Annotated in this window: 12 protein-coding genes; 10 read left to right on the plus strand and 2 right to left on the minus strand. The window is 74.7% G+C overall.

Annotation, left to right across the window (positions count from 1 at the left end; all coding sequences use genetic code 11):
* Positions 1-70 precede the first annotated feature (70 nt).
* The 6 genes from J7462_RS30920 (at position 71) to J7462_RS30945 (ending at position 8,172) form a co-directional block, all read left to right on the plus strand.
* Positions 71-1,006, plus strand: coding sequence for an acyl-ACP desaturase (locus tag J7462_RS30920; protein WP_208569464.1), 936 nt, complete (start codon positions 71-73; stop codon positions 1,004-1,006).
* A 988-nt stretch (positions 1,007-1,994) separates the two neighbouring features.
* Positions 1,995-3,047, plus strand: coding sequence for a S1 family peptidase (locus J7462_RS30925; protein ID WP_219469638.1), 1,053 nt, complete (start codon positions 1,995-1,997; stop codon positions 3,045-3,047).
* Positions 3,048-3,240: 193 nt separating this feature from the next.
* Positions 3,241-5,043, plus strand: a complete 1,803-nt coding sequence (aspS, locus tag J7462_RS30930) for an aspartate--tRNA ligase (RefSeq protein WP_219469641.1) — start codon at positions 3,241-3,243, stop codon at positions 5,041-5,043.
* A gap of 129 nt (positions 5,044-5,172) precedes the next feature.
* On the plus strand, positions 5,173-5,985 hold the full coding sequence (locus tag J7462_RS30935) for a sugar nucleotide-binding protein (RefSeq protein ID WP_219469646.1): 813 nt from the start codon (positions 5,173-5,175) through the stop codon (positions 5,983-5,985).
* A 103-nt stretch (positions 5,986-6,088) separates the two neighbouring features.
* Positions 6,089-6,685 carry a helix-turn-helix transcriptional regulator gene (locus J7462_RS30940; RefSeq protein WP_219469647.1) on the plus strand — a complete coding sequence of 199 codons (597 nt, stop codon included), beginning with the start codon at positions 6,089-6,091 and terminating at the stop codon, positions 6,683-6,685.
* Positions 6,685-8,172, plus strand: a complete 1,488-nt coding sequence (locus J7462_RS30945; RefSeq protein ID WP_219469650.1) for an MFS transporter — start codon at positions 6,685-6,687, stop codon at positions 8,170-8,172. Before J7462_RS30940 ends, J7462_RS30945 begins: the two co-directional genes overlap by 1 nt.
* Here the strand turns inward: J7462_RS30945 and J7462_RS30950 are convergent.
* Positions 8,143-8,886, minus strand: a complete 744-nt coding sequence (locus tag J7462_RS30950) for a GNAT family N-acetyltransferase (protein ID WP_219469653.1) — start codon at positions 8,884-8,886, stop codon at positions 8,143-8,145. The genes J7462_RS30945 and J7462_RS30950 overlap by 30 nt on opposite strands.
* Before the next feature lie 129 nt (positions 8,887-9,015).
* On the opposite strand from J7462_RS30950, the gene J7462_RS30955 reads away from it, so the two are divergent.
* Together J7462_RS30955 and J7462_RS30960 are read left to right on the plus strand one after the other, a co-directional pair.
* On the plus strand, positions 9,016-9,228 hold the full coding sequence (locus J7462_RS30955; RefSeq protein WP_067307861.1) for a hypothetical protein: 213 nt from the start codon (positions 9,016-9,018) through the stop codon (positions 9,226-9,228).
* Between the two features lie 85 nt (positions 9,229-9,313).
* Positions 9,314-10,810, plus strand: a complete 1,497-nt coding sequence (locus J7462_RS30960; protein WP_219469657.1) for a replication-associated recombination protein A — start codon at positions 9,314-9,316, stop codon at positions 10,808-10,810.
* A gap of 1,853 nt (positions 10,811-12,663) precedes the next feature.
* Here the strand turns inward: J7462_RS30960 and J7462_RS30965 are convergent.
* Positions 12,664-12,882: a hypothetical protein gene (locus J7462_RS30965; RefSeq protein ID WP_219469660.1), complete on the minus strand. Its 219-nt coding sequence runs from the start codon at positions 12,880-12,882 to the stop codon at positions 12,664-12,666.
* A 1,086-nt stretch (positions 12,883-13,968) separates the two neighbouring features.
* Here J7462_RS30965 and J7462_RS30970 point away from each other — a divergent pair.
* Both J7462_RS30970 and J7462_RS30975 read left to right on the plus strand, forming a co-directional pair.
* Positions 13,969-14,658, plus strand: coding sequence for a hypothetical protein (locus J7462_RS30970; RefSeq protein WP_219470871.1), 690 nt, complete (start codon positions 13,969-13,971; stop codon positions 14,656-14,658).
* Positions 14,659-14,797: 139 nt separating this feature from the next.
* Positions 14,798-15,259, plus strand: coding sequence for a DUF948 domain-containing protein (locus tag J7462_RS30975; RefSeq protein WP_219469662.1), 462 nt, complete (start codon positions 14,798-14,800; stop codon positions 15,257-15,259).
* Positions 15,260-15,263: the final 4 nt, after the last annotated feature.

Below are 15,263 nucleotides of genomic sequence, written 5' to 3' on the forward strand. Positions count from 1 at the left end.
TCAGTTACTGGCGCGTACGCCGACGGGGACCTACGGTGGCGTAAGTTACGCCACCGTAGGGAGGGGCCCTGTGACCGAGCTGAGCCAGACCGCGCTGCTGCACGAACTCGAACCCGTGGTCGCCAAGAACCTCGACCGTCACCTCTCGGTGGCCAAGGAGTGGTTTCCGCACGAGTACGTGCCGTGGAGCGAAGGGCGGACCTTCGACGGCCCGCTCGGCGGCGAGGCGTGGTCGGAGGGGGACTCTACCCTGCCCGAGGTGGCCCGGACGGCGTTGATCGTCAACCTGCTCACCGAGGACAACCTGCCGTCGTACCACCATCAGATCGCCACCCTGTTCGGTCCGGACGGGGCGTGGGGGACGTGGGTGGGTCGGTGGACCGCCGAGGAGGGTCGGCACGGTACCGCCATCCGGGACTACCTCACGGTGTCCCGGGCGGTCGACCCGGTGGCCCTGGAGCGGGCCCGGATGGTGCACATGACCGCCGGCTACAGCAACTCGCACGACACGTCGATGCTGCGCTCGCTGGCGTACGTGTCGTTCCAGGAGCTGGCGACCCGCATCTCGCACCGCAACACCGGCCGGATCACCGGTGACCCGGTCTGCGAGGCGTTGCTGGGTCGCGTCGCGGCCGACGAGAACCTGCACATGATCTTTTATCGCAATCTGCTCGGCGCGGCCCTCGAGGTGGACCCGAACCAGACCATGCGAGCCATCGACGAGGTGCTGGCAGACTTCCAGATGCCCGGGGTGGGTATCGAGGGGTTCGCCCGCAAGTCGGTGACGATCGCCCTCGCCGGCATCTACGACCTGCGTCAGCACCGCGACGACGTGGTGGCCCCGGTGCTGCGCCAGTGGGACGTGTTCAACGTCGTCGGTCTGGACGCCGAGGGCGAGGCCGCCCGCGACCGGATCGCCGCCCACCTGGACGGCCTGGAGCAGGCCGCGTCCCGGTTCGAGGAGAAGCGCGACGCGCGCGCCGCCAAGCTGGCCGCCCGCGCCTGACCTGACCGTCCCCTCCGGCGTTTCACCACCCCCGTGCCTGCCCGCAGGCACGGGGGTGTGCTGCAACCACGTCGCCACCCCCTGCGGCGGGCGCGTCGGGTGTGCCGCGCGGGTGGGGACGGCTCTTCCGGCCCCCGCCGCTTCGCCCGGGGTCGTGCCGACGTCATGCGTCACCCGGTTGCCCCGTCCGTCCCTCGAAGTCGGTGACTTTCGGTGACAGGTCGGCGGGTGTGACGCGCCGTGACAACGGCTCCTCCCTCGTGCTCCTACCCTTCCGCGCTTTGCTCTGCTGCCCTAGGAGCACCACCGACCTGAGCTGCCCTTCCTTGCGGCGTGTGATTCGCTTGTCTTCACATGCATGGCTACCTGAGGTAACTGTCGCGGTGAGGGCGGCAGAGCAAAGGGGACGACCGTCAGGCGGCGGGGTCGACTGATGATGACTCCCGGTGACGGGTGCCGAGTGTTGCCGTTCTCGCCGCCATCGGGCCTGCCGGCACGGGACGTCCTGGTCGGCGGCCCGGTCGTGTCGTGCCGTCCCGGCTGTGGCCGGACCGCCCCGGTGCCACCGGTCTCGTCGGACGGTGCGGGGGGCGGGTCGGCTCCGGTCGGTGCGTCCACGGGATCGGCTGCGGTGCCTGCGGGACCGGGTGCGGCGCGCAACCGGGCCGCCTGCGAACCACTCAACGCCGGGTCGGGACCGCGGCGTCGGACCCCCGGCGGGGCCGCTTCGGGCTGTCGGCGGTGGCCGCTTCGGGCCCGGCCCGCTGTGGGGGCGGGGCAGGTTGGCGGAGGGTCTGACATGGATGTGTCCACGATGTTGCCTGACCGTCATAACCGCTGGTGGGGTGAATCCGGGCAAACGCATGTCTTGATAACGATCTTAAATATGTGAATACTTCAGTCTCTCGGCCGGTTTCCCCAGGTCGGCCGGTTGTCCCCGGGCGCGTCTTCATGACGCCGCCCGTCACCCCCTTCCGGAGGTTGTTGCATGCGACCCACGAGGTCCTCACTCCGACACGCCGCCGCCGTCGCCATGGCCGGCACCCTGGTCACCGGCGCGCTCATGGGTGCCCCCGCCCAGGCGGCCCCCGCCTCACCCGCATCCCCCGACGCCGCCGCCAGCCTGGCCGAGCGTCTCGGTGACCGCGCCGCCGGCACCTACGCCGACGCCGCCGGCAAGATGGTCGTCACCGTCACCGACACCGCCGCCGCCAAGCAGGTCCGCGCCGCCGGTGCCGTCCCGAAGCTGGTCACCCGGGGCGCGGCCCAGCTCCGCTCCGCCACCGCCGAGCTGGAGCGGTCGGCCAAGATCCCCGGCACCGCGTGGTGGACCGACACCGCCACCAACCAGGTCGTCGTGTCGGTCGACAGCACCGTCACCGGCGCCAAGCTGGAGCGGGTCAAGGCCGCCGCCGCGCGCACCGGTGGCACCGTCCGGGTCGAGGCCGAGACCGGCGTGCTCAGCACCAAGATCTCCGGCGGCCAGGCCATCTACACCGGCGGCGGTCGCTGCTCGCTCGGCTTCAACGTCCGCAACAGCGCCGGTCAGACCTTCTTCCTGACCGCCGGGCACTGCACCAACATCGGCTCGACCTGGTACTCGAACTCCGGCCAGACCAGCGTGCTCGGTACCCGTACCGGCACCAGCTTCCCGGGCAACGACTACGGCATCGTCCGGCACAGCAACGCCGCCAACGCGACCGGCAACGTCTCCCTCTACAACGGCAGCTTCCGGGACGTCACCGGTGCCGCCAACGCGTACGTCGGCCAGAGCGTGCAGCGCTCCGGCAGCACCACCGGCCTCAAGAGCGGCTCGGTGAGCGCCATCAACGCCACCGTGAACTACGCCGAGGGCTCGGTCTCCGGCCTGATCCGGACCAACGTCTGCGCCGAGCCGGGCGACAGCGGCGGTTCGCTGTTCAGCGGCAGCAGCGCGGTCGGCCTCACCTCCGGCGGCAGCGGCAACTGCACCCGCGGTGGCACCACCTACTTCCAGCCGGTCACCGAGCCGCTGAGCGTCTACGGCGTCAGCATCATCTGACCGATCTGCCGCATCCTCTGATGCACCACCGGATCCGCTGATCCACCTTGCGTGAACGGGCCGTCGGGAACACCGGCGGCCCGTTCCGCGCGTCCGGTGGGCGGGCCGGCCTTGCTCACCCCGCAACCGGGCGGACCGGGCGGCTGACACAATGCGGGGGAACAGCCGTACCGCAGATGAGGAGACGCAAGTCGTGATCCGTACCCATGACGCCGGCAGCCTGCGCGCGACGGACGCCGGCACCACGGTGACGCTCGCCGGGTGGGTGGCCCGCCGGCGCGACCACGGCGGTGTCATCTTCGTCGACCTGCGCGACGGCTCCGGCGTGGTCCAGGTGGTGTTCCGCGAAGAGGACGCGCACGCGCTGCGCAACGAGTTCTGCGTCAAGGTCACCGGCGAGGTGACCCGCCGCCCCGAGGGCAACGAGAACCCGGAGCTGCCCACCGGTGAGATCGAGGTGACCGCCAGCGCGCTGGAGGTGCTCTCCGAGGCCGCGCCGCTGCCGCTGCCGGTCGACGACCAGGTCGAGGCGGGCGACGACATCCGGCTGCGCTACCGCTACCTGGACCTGCGCCGCAGTGGCCCGGCCAACGCGATGCGGCTGCGCTCCCGGGCCAACCAGCTCGCCCGCACCGTGCTGCACGAGCGGGACTTCCTGGAGATCGAGACCCCGACGCTGACCCGGTCCACCCCCGAGGGCGCCCGCGACTTCCTGGTCCCGGTCCGGCTCCAGCCCGGCAGCTGGTACGCGCTGCCGCAGTCGCCGCAGCTGTTCAAGCAGCTGCTCATGGTCGGCGGCATGGAGCGGTACTACCAGATCGCCCGCTGCTACCGCGACGAGGACTTCCGCGCCGACCGGCAGCCGGAGTTCACCCAGCTCGACATCGAGATGTCCTTCGTCACCGAGGACGACGTGATCGACCTCGGCGAGGCGATCGTCGCGGCACTCTGGAAGGACCTGGCCGGGCACGAGATCTCCCGGCCGATCCCCCGGATCACCTGGCACGACGCGATGGCCCGGTACGGCTCCGACAAGCCCGACCTGCGTTACGGCCTGGAGCTGACCGAGCTGACCGAGTACCTGCGCGGCACCGAGTTCCGGGTGTTCGCCGGTGCGATCGACGCGGGCGGCTACGTCGGCGCGGTGGTCATGCCCGGCGGTGCGGCGCAGACCCGCAAGGAGCTGGACGGCTGGCAGGACTGGGCCAAGGCGCGTGGCGCGCGCGGCCTGGCGTACGTGGTGCTGGACGCCGAGACCGGCGAGGCGCGTGGGCCGGTGGCCAAGAACCTCTCCGCCGAGCACCTGGGTGGCCTGGCCGACGCGGTCGGGGCCAAGCCGGGCGACGCGGTCTTCTTCGCCGCCGGCACGAACACCCGGGAGGCGCAGGAACTGCTCGGCGCGGCCCGGATCGAGATCGCCAAGCGGGCCAAGCTGATCGACGAGAGCGCCTGGGCGTTCTGCTGGGTGGTCGACGCGCCGATGTTCGAGCGCACGGACGAGGGCGGCTGGACGGCCGTGCACCACCCGTTCACCTCGCCGAACGCCGACTGGGTCGGCCGGTTCGAGGAGGCCCCGGACCGGGCCCTGGCCTACGCGTACGACATCGTCTGCAACGGCAACGAGATCGGCGGCGGCTCGATCCGTATCCACCGGGGCGACGTGCAGCAGCGGGTCTTCGACCTGCTCGGCATCACCCCCGCCGAGGCGCAGGACAAGTTCGGCTTCCTGCTGGAGGCGTTCAAGTACGGCGCCCCGCCGCACGGCGGCATCGCGTTCGGCTGGGACCGGGTCTGCATGCTGCTGGCCGGGGCCGACTCGATCCGCGAGGTGATCGCCTTCCCCAAGACCCGGGGCGGCTTCGACCCGCTGACCGGCGCCCCGACCCCGATCACCACCCAGCAGCGCACCGAGGCCGGCATCGACGCCAAGCCCAAGCCCCCGGCCGCGTCCCCCGGCACCGCCGGCCCCGCCGCCCCGGTAGCCGACCCGGCCTAACTCCCACCCCACCCCACCCCGGCCGGCCCGCCCGGCCGCCCTACCCCGGATCGTTGATCAAGAGGTTTACGTCATCATCACGCCGTGAGGTGACGTGAACCTCTTGATCGCTGTAAGGGGAGTGGTGGGATGCGGGCGTTGGTGGTGGGGGGTAGTGGGTTTCTCGGGGGTGAGGTGTGTCGGCGGGGGGTTGCTGCCGGGTGGTCGGTGGTGGGGACGTGCTGGTCGGGTGCGGTCGGGGTGCCCGGGGTGGCGGCGCGTCGGCTCGACGTGACCGATCGGGAGGCGGTGCGCCGGCTGGTCGCCGAGGTACGCCCGGACGTCGTCGTCGCGACCGCGTACCGCACCGACGACTGGACGGTCACCGCCGACGGGGCGGCGCACGTCGCGTATGCGGCGGCCGAGGTCGGGGCGCGGTTGGTGCACCTGTCCAGTGACGCGCTGCACGCCGGCCGTCCGACCCCCTATCTCGACGACGACGTGCCGACCCCGGTGCATCCCTACGGTGCGGCGAAGGCGGCGGCGGAGACCGCCGTACGGGTGGTCGACCCGGGAGCGGTGCTGGTGCGGACCTCGCTGATCCTGGGGGAGGGCAGCAAGCAGATACAGCTCTGCCGGGATGCGTTGGCGGGTCGGGCCACCCTGTTCACCGACGAGTTGCGCTGCCCGGTCGACGTCGGCGACCTGGCCGACGCGGTGCTGGAACTGGCCGACTCGACAGTCGCCGGCCCGCTCAACGTGGCCGGCCCGGAGCCGGTCAGCCGGGCCGGGCTGGGACTGCTGGTGGCCCGTCGGCACGGGATCGATCCGGCCGGGATGACGACCGCCACGACCACGGCGGCCGGGCTGCGGCGCCCCACCGACGTGCGGCTGGACTCGTCCCGCGCCGTCACCCTGCTGCGGACCCGGCTGCGCGGCGCGACCGAGTTGCTCGCCGACTGACGGGAGACCGTCGGGTCGGCCGTGTCGGGCCCCACAGGAGATCTTGCACAGAATCTATGCACAAATATTGTGCATAGATTCTGTGCACAGTTATTGTGCATGCATGGAGAACGACGACACCGGCGGGCGACCCGCGACCAGCTCCGTCCGGATCGACCACCGGCAGGTCCGCGTCCTGGCCCACCCGCTGCGGCTGCGGCTGCTCGGCGCGCTGCGGGTGCAGGGACCGGCCACCGCCACCACCCTCGCCGGCCTGCTCGCCACCAACACCGGCGCCACCAGCTACCACCTGCGCCAGCTCGCCGACGTGGGGCTGGTGGTCGAGGACCCGGACCGCAGCGCCGGGCGGCAGCGCTGGTGGCGGGCCGCGCACGAGGTGACCGACTGGGAGCCGAGCGACTTCGACGACGACCCCGACGCCCGGGCCGCGATCGAGTGGATCCAGGGCGACCAGGTGCGCCTCCTGGCTGAGCGGGCCGAACGCTGGTTCGCCGTCCAGCAGGACTGGTCACCGGCCTGGCGGGACGCGTTCGGGATGAGCGACGCCTTCCTCAGCCTCCCCGCCGACCGGCTCCAGGCCCTGGAGGACGAGCTGTGGCAGGTGCTGGAGCGCTACCGCACCGAGGCGGACCCGGCGCAGCCGGACGCCGAGCGGGTGCACGTCTTCGTGGCCGCGTTCCCGATGATCGAGCAGCAGTGATGGCCGCGCTGACCGTACGCCAGGTCCGGTTCCGTTATCTCACCCTCTACGGCCTGCGGTGGCTGCCCACCGGCCTGACCATTCCGGTGCTGATCCTGCTGATGCAGGAACGCGGCCTGTCGCTGTCCCAGATCGGTCTGGTCGCCACCGCCCAGGGCCTGGTCGTGCTGGTGCTGGAGCTGCCGACCGGTGGCCTGGCCGACGCGCTCGGCAGCCGGGTGGTCCTGGTCACCGCCTGGTCGGTGAGCCTGCTGTCGCTCGGGCTGTTCGCGGTGGCGGACTCGTTCGCCCTGTTCTTCCTGGTCTGGGCCCTACAGGGGGTCTACCGGGCGCTCGACAGCGGCCCGCTCGACTCCTGGTACGTCGAGTCCACGCTCGCCGCCGACCGGGACGCCGACTACGAGCCCGGCCTCGGCTTCGCCGGCACCGTCGCGGGCGTCACCATCGCCGGCGGTGCGCTGCTCAGCGGCGGTCTCATCGCGCTCGGCCCGGTCGGGCCGGTGAGCGCCCTGACGGTGCCGGTGCTGGTCGCCGCCGCCCTCCAGGCCGTCGCCCTGGTCGTCCTGCTGATCCTGCTGGTCGAGACCGGCCCGGCCCGGGGCCCCGGCACGCTGCGTGCCTCGGTCGTGGCGGCACCCCGGATGGTGGGTCGGGCCGTCGGCCTGTTGCGCCGCTCCCGGGTGCTGCTCGCCCTGGTCTCGGTGGAGCTGTTCTGGGGTTTCGGCATGGTCACCTTCGAGTCGCTGCTGCCGATCCGGCTCGCCGACGTGGTCGGCGACCCCGAGCGGGCGGCGGCACTGCTCGGCCCGGCCAACTCGGCGGCCTGGCTGGTCTCGGCGGCCGGTGCGGCGGCCACCCCGCTGCTGCTGCGCTGGCTCGGTGCCGCCCCCGCCGCCGGGCTGCTGCGCATCCTCCAGGGTGTCACCGTGCTCGGTATGGGGCTGTTCGCCGGGCCGGTCGGGGTGCTGGTCGCCTACCTGGCCTGCTACGCGGTGCACGGCGCATCCAACCCGCTGCACCTGGGGCTGCTGCACCGGCAGGTCGACGGGCCCTACCGGACCAGCGTCATCTCGCTCAACTCGATGATGGGGCAACCGGGGTTCGCCCTCGGCGCGGTGCTGCTCACCGCGCTGGCCGACCGTAACGGGGTCGGCCCGGCGATGGTGGTCGGCGCGGTCGCGCTGGCGGTGGCCGCCCCGCTCTACCTGCCCGCCTGGTGGGCCGGCCGGCGGGCCGCCCCGGCCGCAGCCCCACCCGGCGATGTCCCGGTCGAAGCCGAGCCGGGGAACGTCCCGCTCGAAGCCGGACCCGGGAACGTTCCGGCCACACCGGCCGGGGCCGGACTTCCGGCTGTGCCCGCCGGGGCCGGACTTCCCGCTGTGCCCGCCGGGGCCGGACTTCCGGCTGTGCCCGCCGGGGCCGACCACCGGGGCGCCCAGTCGGCCGGGTCGGCGGCCTCAGCCGAGCCACACCGAGCTGCGCCGTAGGGTGCCGGTGAAGCCGAGCCGGCGGTAGAGCCGCAGTGCGGCGAGGTTGTCGGCGTAGACGCCGAGCCCGACCTGGTCGTACCGGGTGAGCAGGGCCCGGGTCATCCCGACGGTCAGCGCCGCGCCCAGCCCCCGCCCCCGTCGGTCGCGGGCCACGGTCAGCCCGGCGAGGAAGCCGATGTCGCCGCGACTACGGTCCGCCCCACAGGCGACCAGTCGCTTGGCCTCCCACCTGCCGTACCAGTCGACGACTGTCGGGTCCTCGGGGCGCGACGAGGAGGTGGGGAAGGCGTCGTCGATCAGCGCGGACAGTGCCGGGTGGTCCGCCGGGCCGAGGCGGACCACCCGCTCCTGCCCGGGTTGCCGTGGCGGGGCGGCGGTGGTCCAGAGGAAATCCCAGTCGTCGACCCGGGTCGCGCCGAACCGGTCGACCAGCAGCCTCCGGTCGGCCCGGGGCAGCTGCAGGTACTGCCCCGGGCGCACGAACCCGTCGGTGACCAGCGCCGCGACCAGCTCCACCGCCGCGTCGACCGGACCGACCACACCACCCGCCCGGTCGTTCTCCGCCGCCGGGAGCACCCAGGCCACCGCGCCGTCGCGGACCCAGCCGCGGGGCCGGTCGTCGCGCCGCAACGCGTGCCGTACGTACGGATGGTTGTCGGTGGCGGCGAGGACTGCCGCCCGGCCGGCAAGTTCCCGGTCGGTGTCGATCATGCCAGCAGCCTAGAACCCGGCCGGTCGAGACGCCCCGGCGACGACGATCTCCACGGTGGAGATTGACGAGTCGACCGATTGGGTACATCGGGGCCGACCTACTGGGACCCCCTACCGGAGGACATACACATGCTCGCCATCCTCGCGGCCGTCGTCTTCGGCTTCGCGCTCCTGCTGGACCTGCTCAACACCAACTTCGGCGCCCCCGACCTGTTCAACTGGAACACCCTGGTCCTGATCGGCCTGCTGCTGCTCTCGCTCTACCTGGCCGGCGTCGGCAGCGGCCCGCGCGGCGGTGGCGGCGGCCGGTGGTACCGGGGCCGTCGGCCGGGTCGCGGCTGACCGCACCTGACCGCATCGGATCAGAACGGGCGGGGCCGACGGCGCGATTCCGGCGTCGTCGGCCCCGCCCGGTACTGTCTTCCTGATGGATTCCGACGCCCTCTTCTCCCTCGGTGCACCCGCCGCGGCGCCCAGCGCCCCCGCGGGCACCGTCGGCGTCGACGACTTCGCCTCGGTGGGGCAGGACGCCCCCCTTCCGGTGCGGATGCGGCCCGCGAGCATCGACGAGCTGGTCGGGCAGGAACACCTCCTCGCGCCCGGCGCCCCGCTGCGTCAGCTCGTCGGCGGCGGCGCGGCGCTGTCGGTCATCCTCTGGGGCCCGCCGGGCAGCGGCAAGACCACCATCGCCCACCTGGTGGCCCGGGCCACCGACCGTCGCTTCGTGGCGATGTCGGCGCTGACCGCCGGGGTCAAGGATGTCCGGGCCGTCATCGAGGCCGCCCGTCGGCAGCGCCGCTCCGGCGGCCCGCAGACCGTGCTCTTCATCGACGAGGTGCACCGGTTCAGCAAGACCCAACAGGATTCGCTGCTCGCCGCCGTCGAGGACCGTACGGTCACCCTGCTCGCGGCGACCACCGAGAATCCGTACTTCTCCGTCATCTCGCCGCTGCTGTCCCGGTGCGTGCTGCTCACCCTCCAGCCGCTGGACGACGCGGCCGTGCGGGCGCTGCTACGGCGCGCGGTGACCGACCCGCGCGGCCTCGCCGGCGCGCTGACCCTGGCCACCGACGCCGAGGACCACCTGGTGCGCCTGGCCGGCGGTGACGTCCGCAAGGCGCTCACCGCGCTGGAGGCGGCGGCGGCCTCGGCGACCGCGCTCGACGTCGACCGGATCGACCTGGCCACCACCGAACAGGCGGTGGACGTGGCGGCCGTGCGTTACGACCGCGACGGCGACGCGCACTACGACGTCACCAGCGCCTTCATCAAGAGCATGCGCGGCTCGGACGTCGACGCCGCGTTGCACTGGCTGGCCCGGATGCTGGTCGCCGGGGAGGACGCCCGGTTCATCGCCCGCCGCATGGTCATCTTCGCCAGCGAGGACGTCGGCCTGGCCGACCCGTCCGCCCTGTCGGTGGCCACCGCCGCCGCGCACGCGGTGGAGTACGTCGGCCTGCCCGAGGCCCAGCTCAACCTCGCCCAGGCGGTCATCCACCTGGCGACCGCGCCGAAGTCCAACTCGGCCACCACGGCCCTCGGCGCGGCGATGGCCGACGTACGGGCCGGTCGGGGCGGCGCGGTGCCGCGTGGGCTGCGCGACGCGCACTACTCCGGCGCCCGGGGGCTCGGGCACGGCACGGGCTACCGCTACCCGCACGACGACCAACGCGGAGTGGTCACCCAGCAGTACGCTCCCGACGACCTCGTCGGGACCGACTACTACCGGCCCAGCGGGCACGGTGCCGAGCGGTCGGTGGCCGCCCGGCTGCCCCTGCTGCGCCGGATCGTCCGGGGGCTGTCCACCCCGGTGTCACGACCCGACGGGCCGGTGCCGGTGGTCAACGGCCGTCACCCGTCGGGCCCGGGACACGCCGGTGGGGCGGATGAGGACGGCGGCGACGCCGGGGAGGTTCAGCAGTGACATCGCGAGGTGGGGAGCAACCGCAGGACGGTCCCGACGAGCGGCGTGAACCTCGCGCCAAGGGACGTCGGTGGGGTCGGGGGCGGGGCGGCGACGACACCCCGCCCGAGCCGGCCGGCGAAGAGTTCGGTTGGATCGACGACCTGCGTACGGCGAAACAGCAGCGCACCGAACTCGGCCCGGACGGTGGTCCCGTGCCGCCGGTCCGCCCGGTGCCGCCGGTTGCCGGACGGGGACCGGTCGCCCCGCAGGACGCCCCGGGGGGGCCGGTCGCGCCGCGCGTCGGTCAGCCGGTGTCCCGTCCCGACGGGCCCCCCTCGGCCGGCGTCCGCCCACCGCAGCCGGACCCCCGGCCGCAGCAGGCGCCGCCGGCTCTCCGGCCGCAGCCGGCCCCGCCGGAGCCTCGGCCGCAGCAGCAGCCGGGCGCCCGACCGGAGTCCGGACCTCCGACAGGTCCGCCGGCCGGTTCACCGGGTCCGCGGCGGGAGACGCCGACATCCGGTGGCCCCCGCCCGCCGCAGCCGGGTGGGCCGTCCCCGCTGCCGCCGGTCGGCCCCGCCCGGCCCGGGTCGGCGTCAGCCGGCACCGATTCGCCCCGTCCCGCCCGCCCCGACGGACCTCCACCGGGGCCGGCACACCCCGCTACCCAGGCTGCCCCACCGGTGCGCGGGCCGGGCTGGTCCGCACCCTCCGGGCAGCATCCGCGTCCGGGTGCCGGGCCCTGGCCGGGCCAGGCGTCCGCCGATCACCCCGGCCCGCAGCGGCCCGGACAGGCATCCCACCCGGACGCCACCGCCGGTGGTTCCGGTCCGGGCCGGGCTGCGGTCCCGGCCCCCGGCCGGGCGACGGTCCCCGGCGCCGCTCCCGGCCGGCCGGTGCCACCCGGTCAGGCACCACCTGTCGGATGGGTCGGTCCCGGTGCCCCGACGCCTGCCGGGCCTTCGCACGGTGCCCCGACACCCGCCGGGCCACCCCTGGGCCGTCGGGCGGTACCCGACGACCGGTCGGGGGCGGCAGCAGCGGATGGTCCTTCCCTGCGGGGTCGCCGGGCCGTGCCGGACGACCGGCCGAGAGAGCGACGTCCCGGTCCGGTCGAACCGGCGAACCGGCCCGGCCCCGGGCCCGGTGGTCCCGCGCCCGCTGCGGCGCAGCCGGCGGGCACACCCCGCGCCGGGGTGGGTGCCCCGACCGGCGCCGGAGTACTACCGGACCCGACTGCCGGCGGCCCCCGTACCGCCCCGACGGCCCCGCCGGGCGGTAACCCTCCGCCCGAGAGGGCCGGGGGGTCCGCCGCGCCGAGGCGCCGCCCACCCCAGTGCGCGATCCCGGTGGCCGGCCGGCCGGCGAGCGGGCAGGCCGTCGTCGTGCCGCCGAACCGGACCAACCGGTGGTGCCGCTGACCGGCAACGCGCCACCGCTACCCGGGGCCGCGCCGACCCCACCCGATGTTCCGTCGTCGCCGTCCGTTCCCGGCACCGGCCGGTCCGGTCCGGCTGCCCACGACGACAACGGGCGTCGCCGCCCGCCCACCGACATCGCCCCCCACCGGGCCGACGGTCCGGTCCGGACGGCGGGCCGGCGGCCCACCGTCCCGGGTCGGACGGCGACGGGCCCGGGGGCGGCGGAACCGCCCGGACGGTGAGGAGCCGTCAGGGCAGTGGCATGTCCGGACCGGGAACGAGTCCGATCCCCAGGGTCGCCCGCCCCTCGACGAGTCGCGCGGCCGGCGGAGTCGGCCGGACGAGGGTACGGCGGCTGGTCGACCGGTCCCGACCGGTCCCGCCCAGGACGAGCGGCCCCGTGGCGACCGGCCGGATCGGCCGGCGGACTGGCTGCGGCAGGCCGGTCGCACCTCACACACCGACCCCGCCCTGCGGGTGCTCAACCGATCGACCCCACCGGGTGGTCGGCCGACCCCGCCGGGCGGCGTTGGTCCGGCCGACCCGGCTGGTCGGGGGCGACCGGGTGACCCGCACCGGCCGGAGCAGGCTGGCCCACGCCGGCCGGAGCACGGTGACCCGCATCGGCCGGAGCAGGCTGGCCCACGCCGGCCGGAGCACGGTGACCCGCATCGGCCGGAGCAGGCTGGGCCGGCTCGGGGGACGGCACGGCCGGTCCCGCCCGAGCGGCCGGCCGGTCCCGGGCCGGTGGGCGATGACCCCGGTCCGGTCCGTGCAGCCCGCCCCGGGCCCGACCCGGCTCGGGGTCCGCGTCCCGGTGGCTCCGATCCCGGGTCCGGCGGCCCCCGGGCCGGTGGTACCGCTTCCGTACCGGTTCCTGGCACCCCGCCGGTTGCGGGGGCTGCGCGCCCCGCCGGTCCCGGTCCGGTGTCCGGTGGCCCCCGGGTCGGCGGCTCGGCCCCGGTGCCCGGCACCGCGCCGGTCCCGGGCGGGTCGCGCCCGGCAGGCCCGCCGCCGGTGGCCCGACCGTCCCGCGACGCCGGTCCGGACGGTGCCGCGACGGCACCGACCTCCGGCGCTCCCCGCTTCGGCGCACCGGGTCCGAACGCTGCCGCCGCGCCCCGCAACGAGGTACGCGCCGGGGGCGGGCCACGTCCGGACGCCCCCGCCCCGCCGGCCCCGCAGCCGGGGGCACCCGAACCGGGCGCACGCCGACCGGGCGCGTCCGACCCGAGGACGACCCGACCGGGCGCGTCCGACCCGAGGGCGGCGCAGCCTGACCCGAGGGCGGCCAAGCCCGGCGCGTCCGACCAGGTCGCACCCCGTCCCGGCACGTCGTCGCGGGGCACCGCCCGTGCGGAGGGGTCGGCCACCGGCACCGCCCGCCCGGACGATCCCGCCACCGGCCCGGTCACCGGCGTCGCCCGACCGCCCGCCATCACCGACGATCCGCATCGGGCGGCTGGCGCGGACGGCGGCCGGCCCGCCGGGCCACGGTCCGCTGCCCGACCCGCCGGTACGGGTGGGGCCGTCGCGGCGGCGGCTGTCGCCCGGGCCACCGCGCCGGGCGGACGACCGGTCGCCGGCCCGCAGGACGCCGTGGGCCGGGCAGCACCTCCGGTGCGCCCCCCCGATCGGACGGAGCCGGCAGGTGCTCCGGCCGGCCCGTCCTCCGGTCGGGTCGACGGCCCCGGGGTGGCCCGGGTGACGCCACCGCAGGGGGCCCGGTCTGATCCGGACGGGTCGGCCGGGGCGCCGTTGCGTTCGCCCACGCAGGACGAGCCCGACGGCGCCGACGACACCGGTGGCGAACCGCGTCGCCGGACCGGGCACCGGCGTCGCCTGCGGCTGGGAATCCTGGTGCTGGCCAGCGCGTTGCTCCTCGGGGCGCTCCCGGCCTTCTTCGGGATGCGGACCTTGAGCCGGGACCCGGTCTTCGGCACCCTCGACGAGTTGGGCGTGCCGGGTTGGGCGACGGTGGAGACGGTGGACAACGTCAGTGGCAGCCGCTGGTGCCTGCAGGACTGCCGGCTGCGGGAGCGCACCGTGGAGTCCGACCGCGCGCCGCAGGAGACCACCCAGGTCTACGAACAGGCCCTGCGCGCGCAGGGCTGGCGGCCGTGGAAGGTGACCCGGTGCCCGGAACAGCCGGCCAAGGGCAGCTACACCTGCTGGCGGCGCGACGAGTTGACCCTCGACCTGTGGGTGCGGGAGCCGACCTGTGCGGCACCGCAGGCCAGCGGTGACCCGGCGGTACCGCCGGCCACCCCGGTCCCGCCCGCGGCGGGGGAGTGCACCGGCTCGTTGGTGTCGGTGAAGATCCGCAACGCGATCGACGACGAGCGGACCCGGCCACAGCCGAGCACCGACCCGTCACTGACCGGTGAGGACCCGTTCCCGACGATCACCGACGATCCGCTCGGCAGCCCGACACCTTCACCATCCTGAGCCGGCTTCCATCACGGACGGTAGGGTCTGGGGCTGGCAGGCCCGCCTGCTCCCGATCGACCCGGTGCGGGTCACGCCGCGACCCGGGTCGCGTGTTCCGGGGCGTCGGGCCCCGGAACCCTGCTTGAGGAGGACATGCGTGGATGGTGGACAGATCGCTGCGCTGATCGCGGCCGGCGCGTTCCTGATGCTGGTGCTCGTGCTGGCGGTACCGATCCTGCGGCTGCGGCACACCGTGGACGCGACGACCCGGATGATCAACGACCTCAACGAGCAGACCGCCCCGTTGCTGGGGGACGTGAACACCACGGTCAAGAACGTCAACGTCGCCCTGGAGCAGGTGCAGACCTCCCTCGACGGGGTGAACCTGCAACTCGCCAAGGTCGACACGATGACCAACCACGCGCAGAACGTCACCGCCAACGTGGCGAACCTGGCCACCGTCGTCTCCGCCGCCGCGGCGAACCCGCTGGTGAAGGTGGCGGCGTTCGGGTACGGCGTCCGCCGGGCCGCCTCGGCGCGGCGTACCGCGGAGACCGAGCGTGAGGTGCGCGACACCATCAAGCAGCAGCGTCGGGCCGCCCGGCGCGGCAACAGCTGACCCG

The sequence above is a fragment of the Micromonospora sp. RL09-050-HVF-A genome, assembly GCF_019374995.1.
In the GTDB taxonomy this organism is placed as follows: Bacteria; Actinomycetota; Actinomycetes; order Mycobacteriales; family Micromonosporaceae; genus Micromonospora; species Micromonospora antibiotica.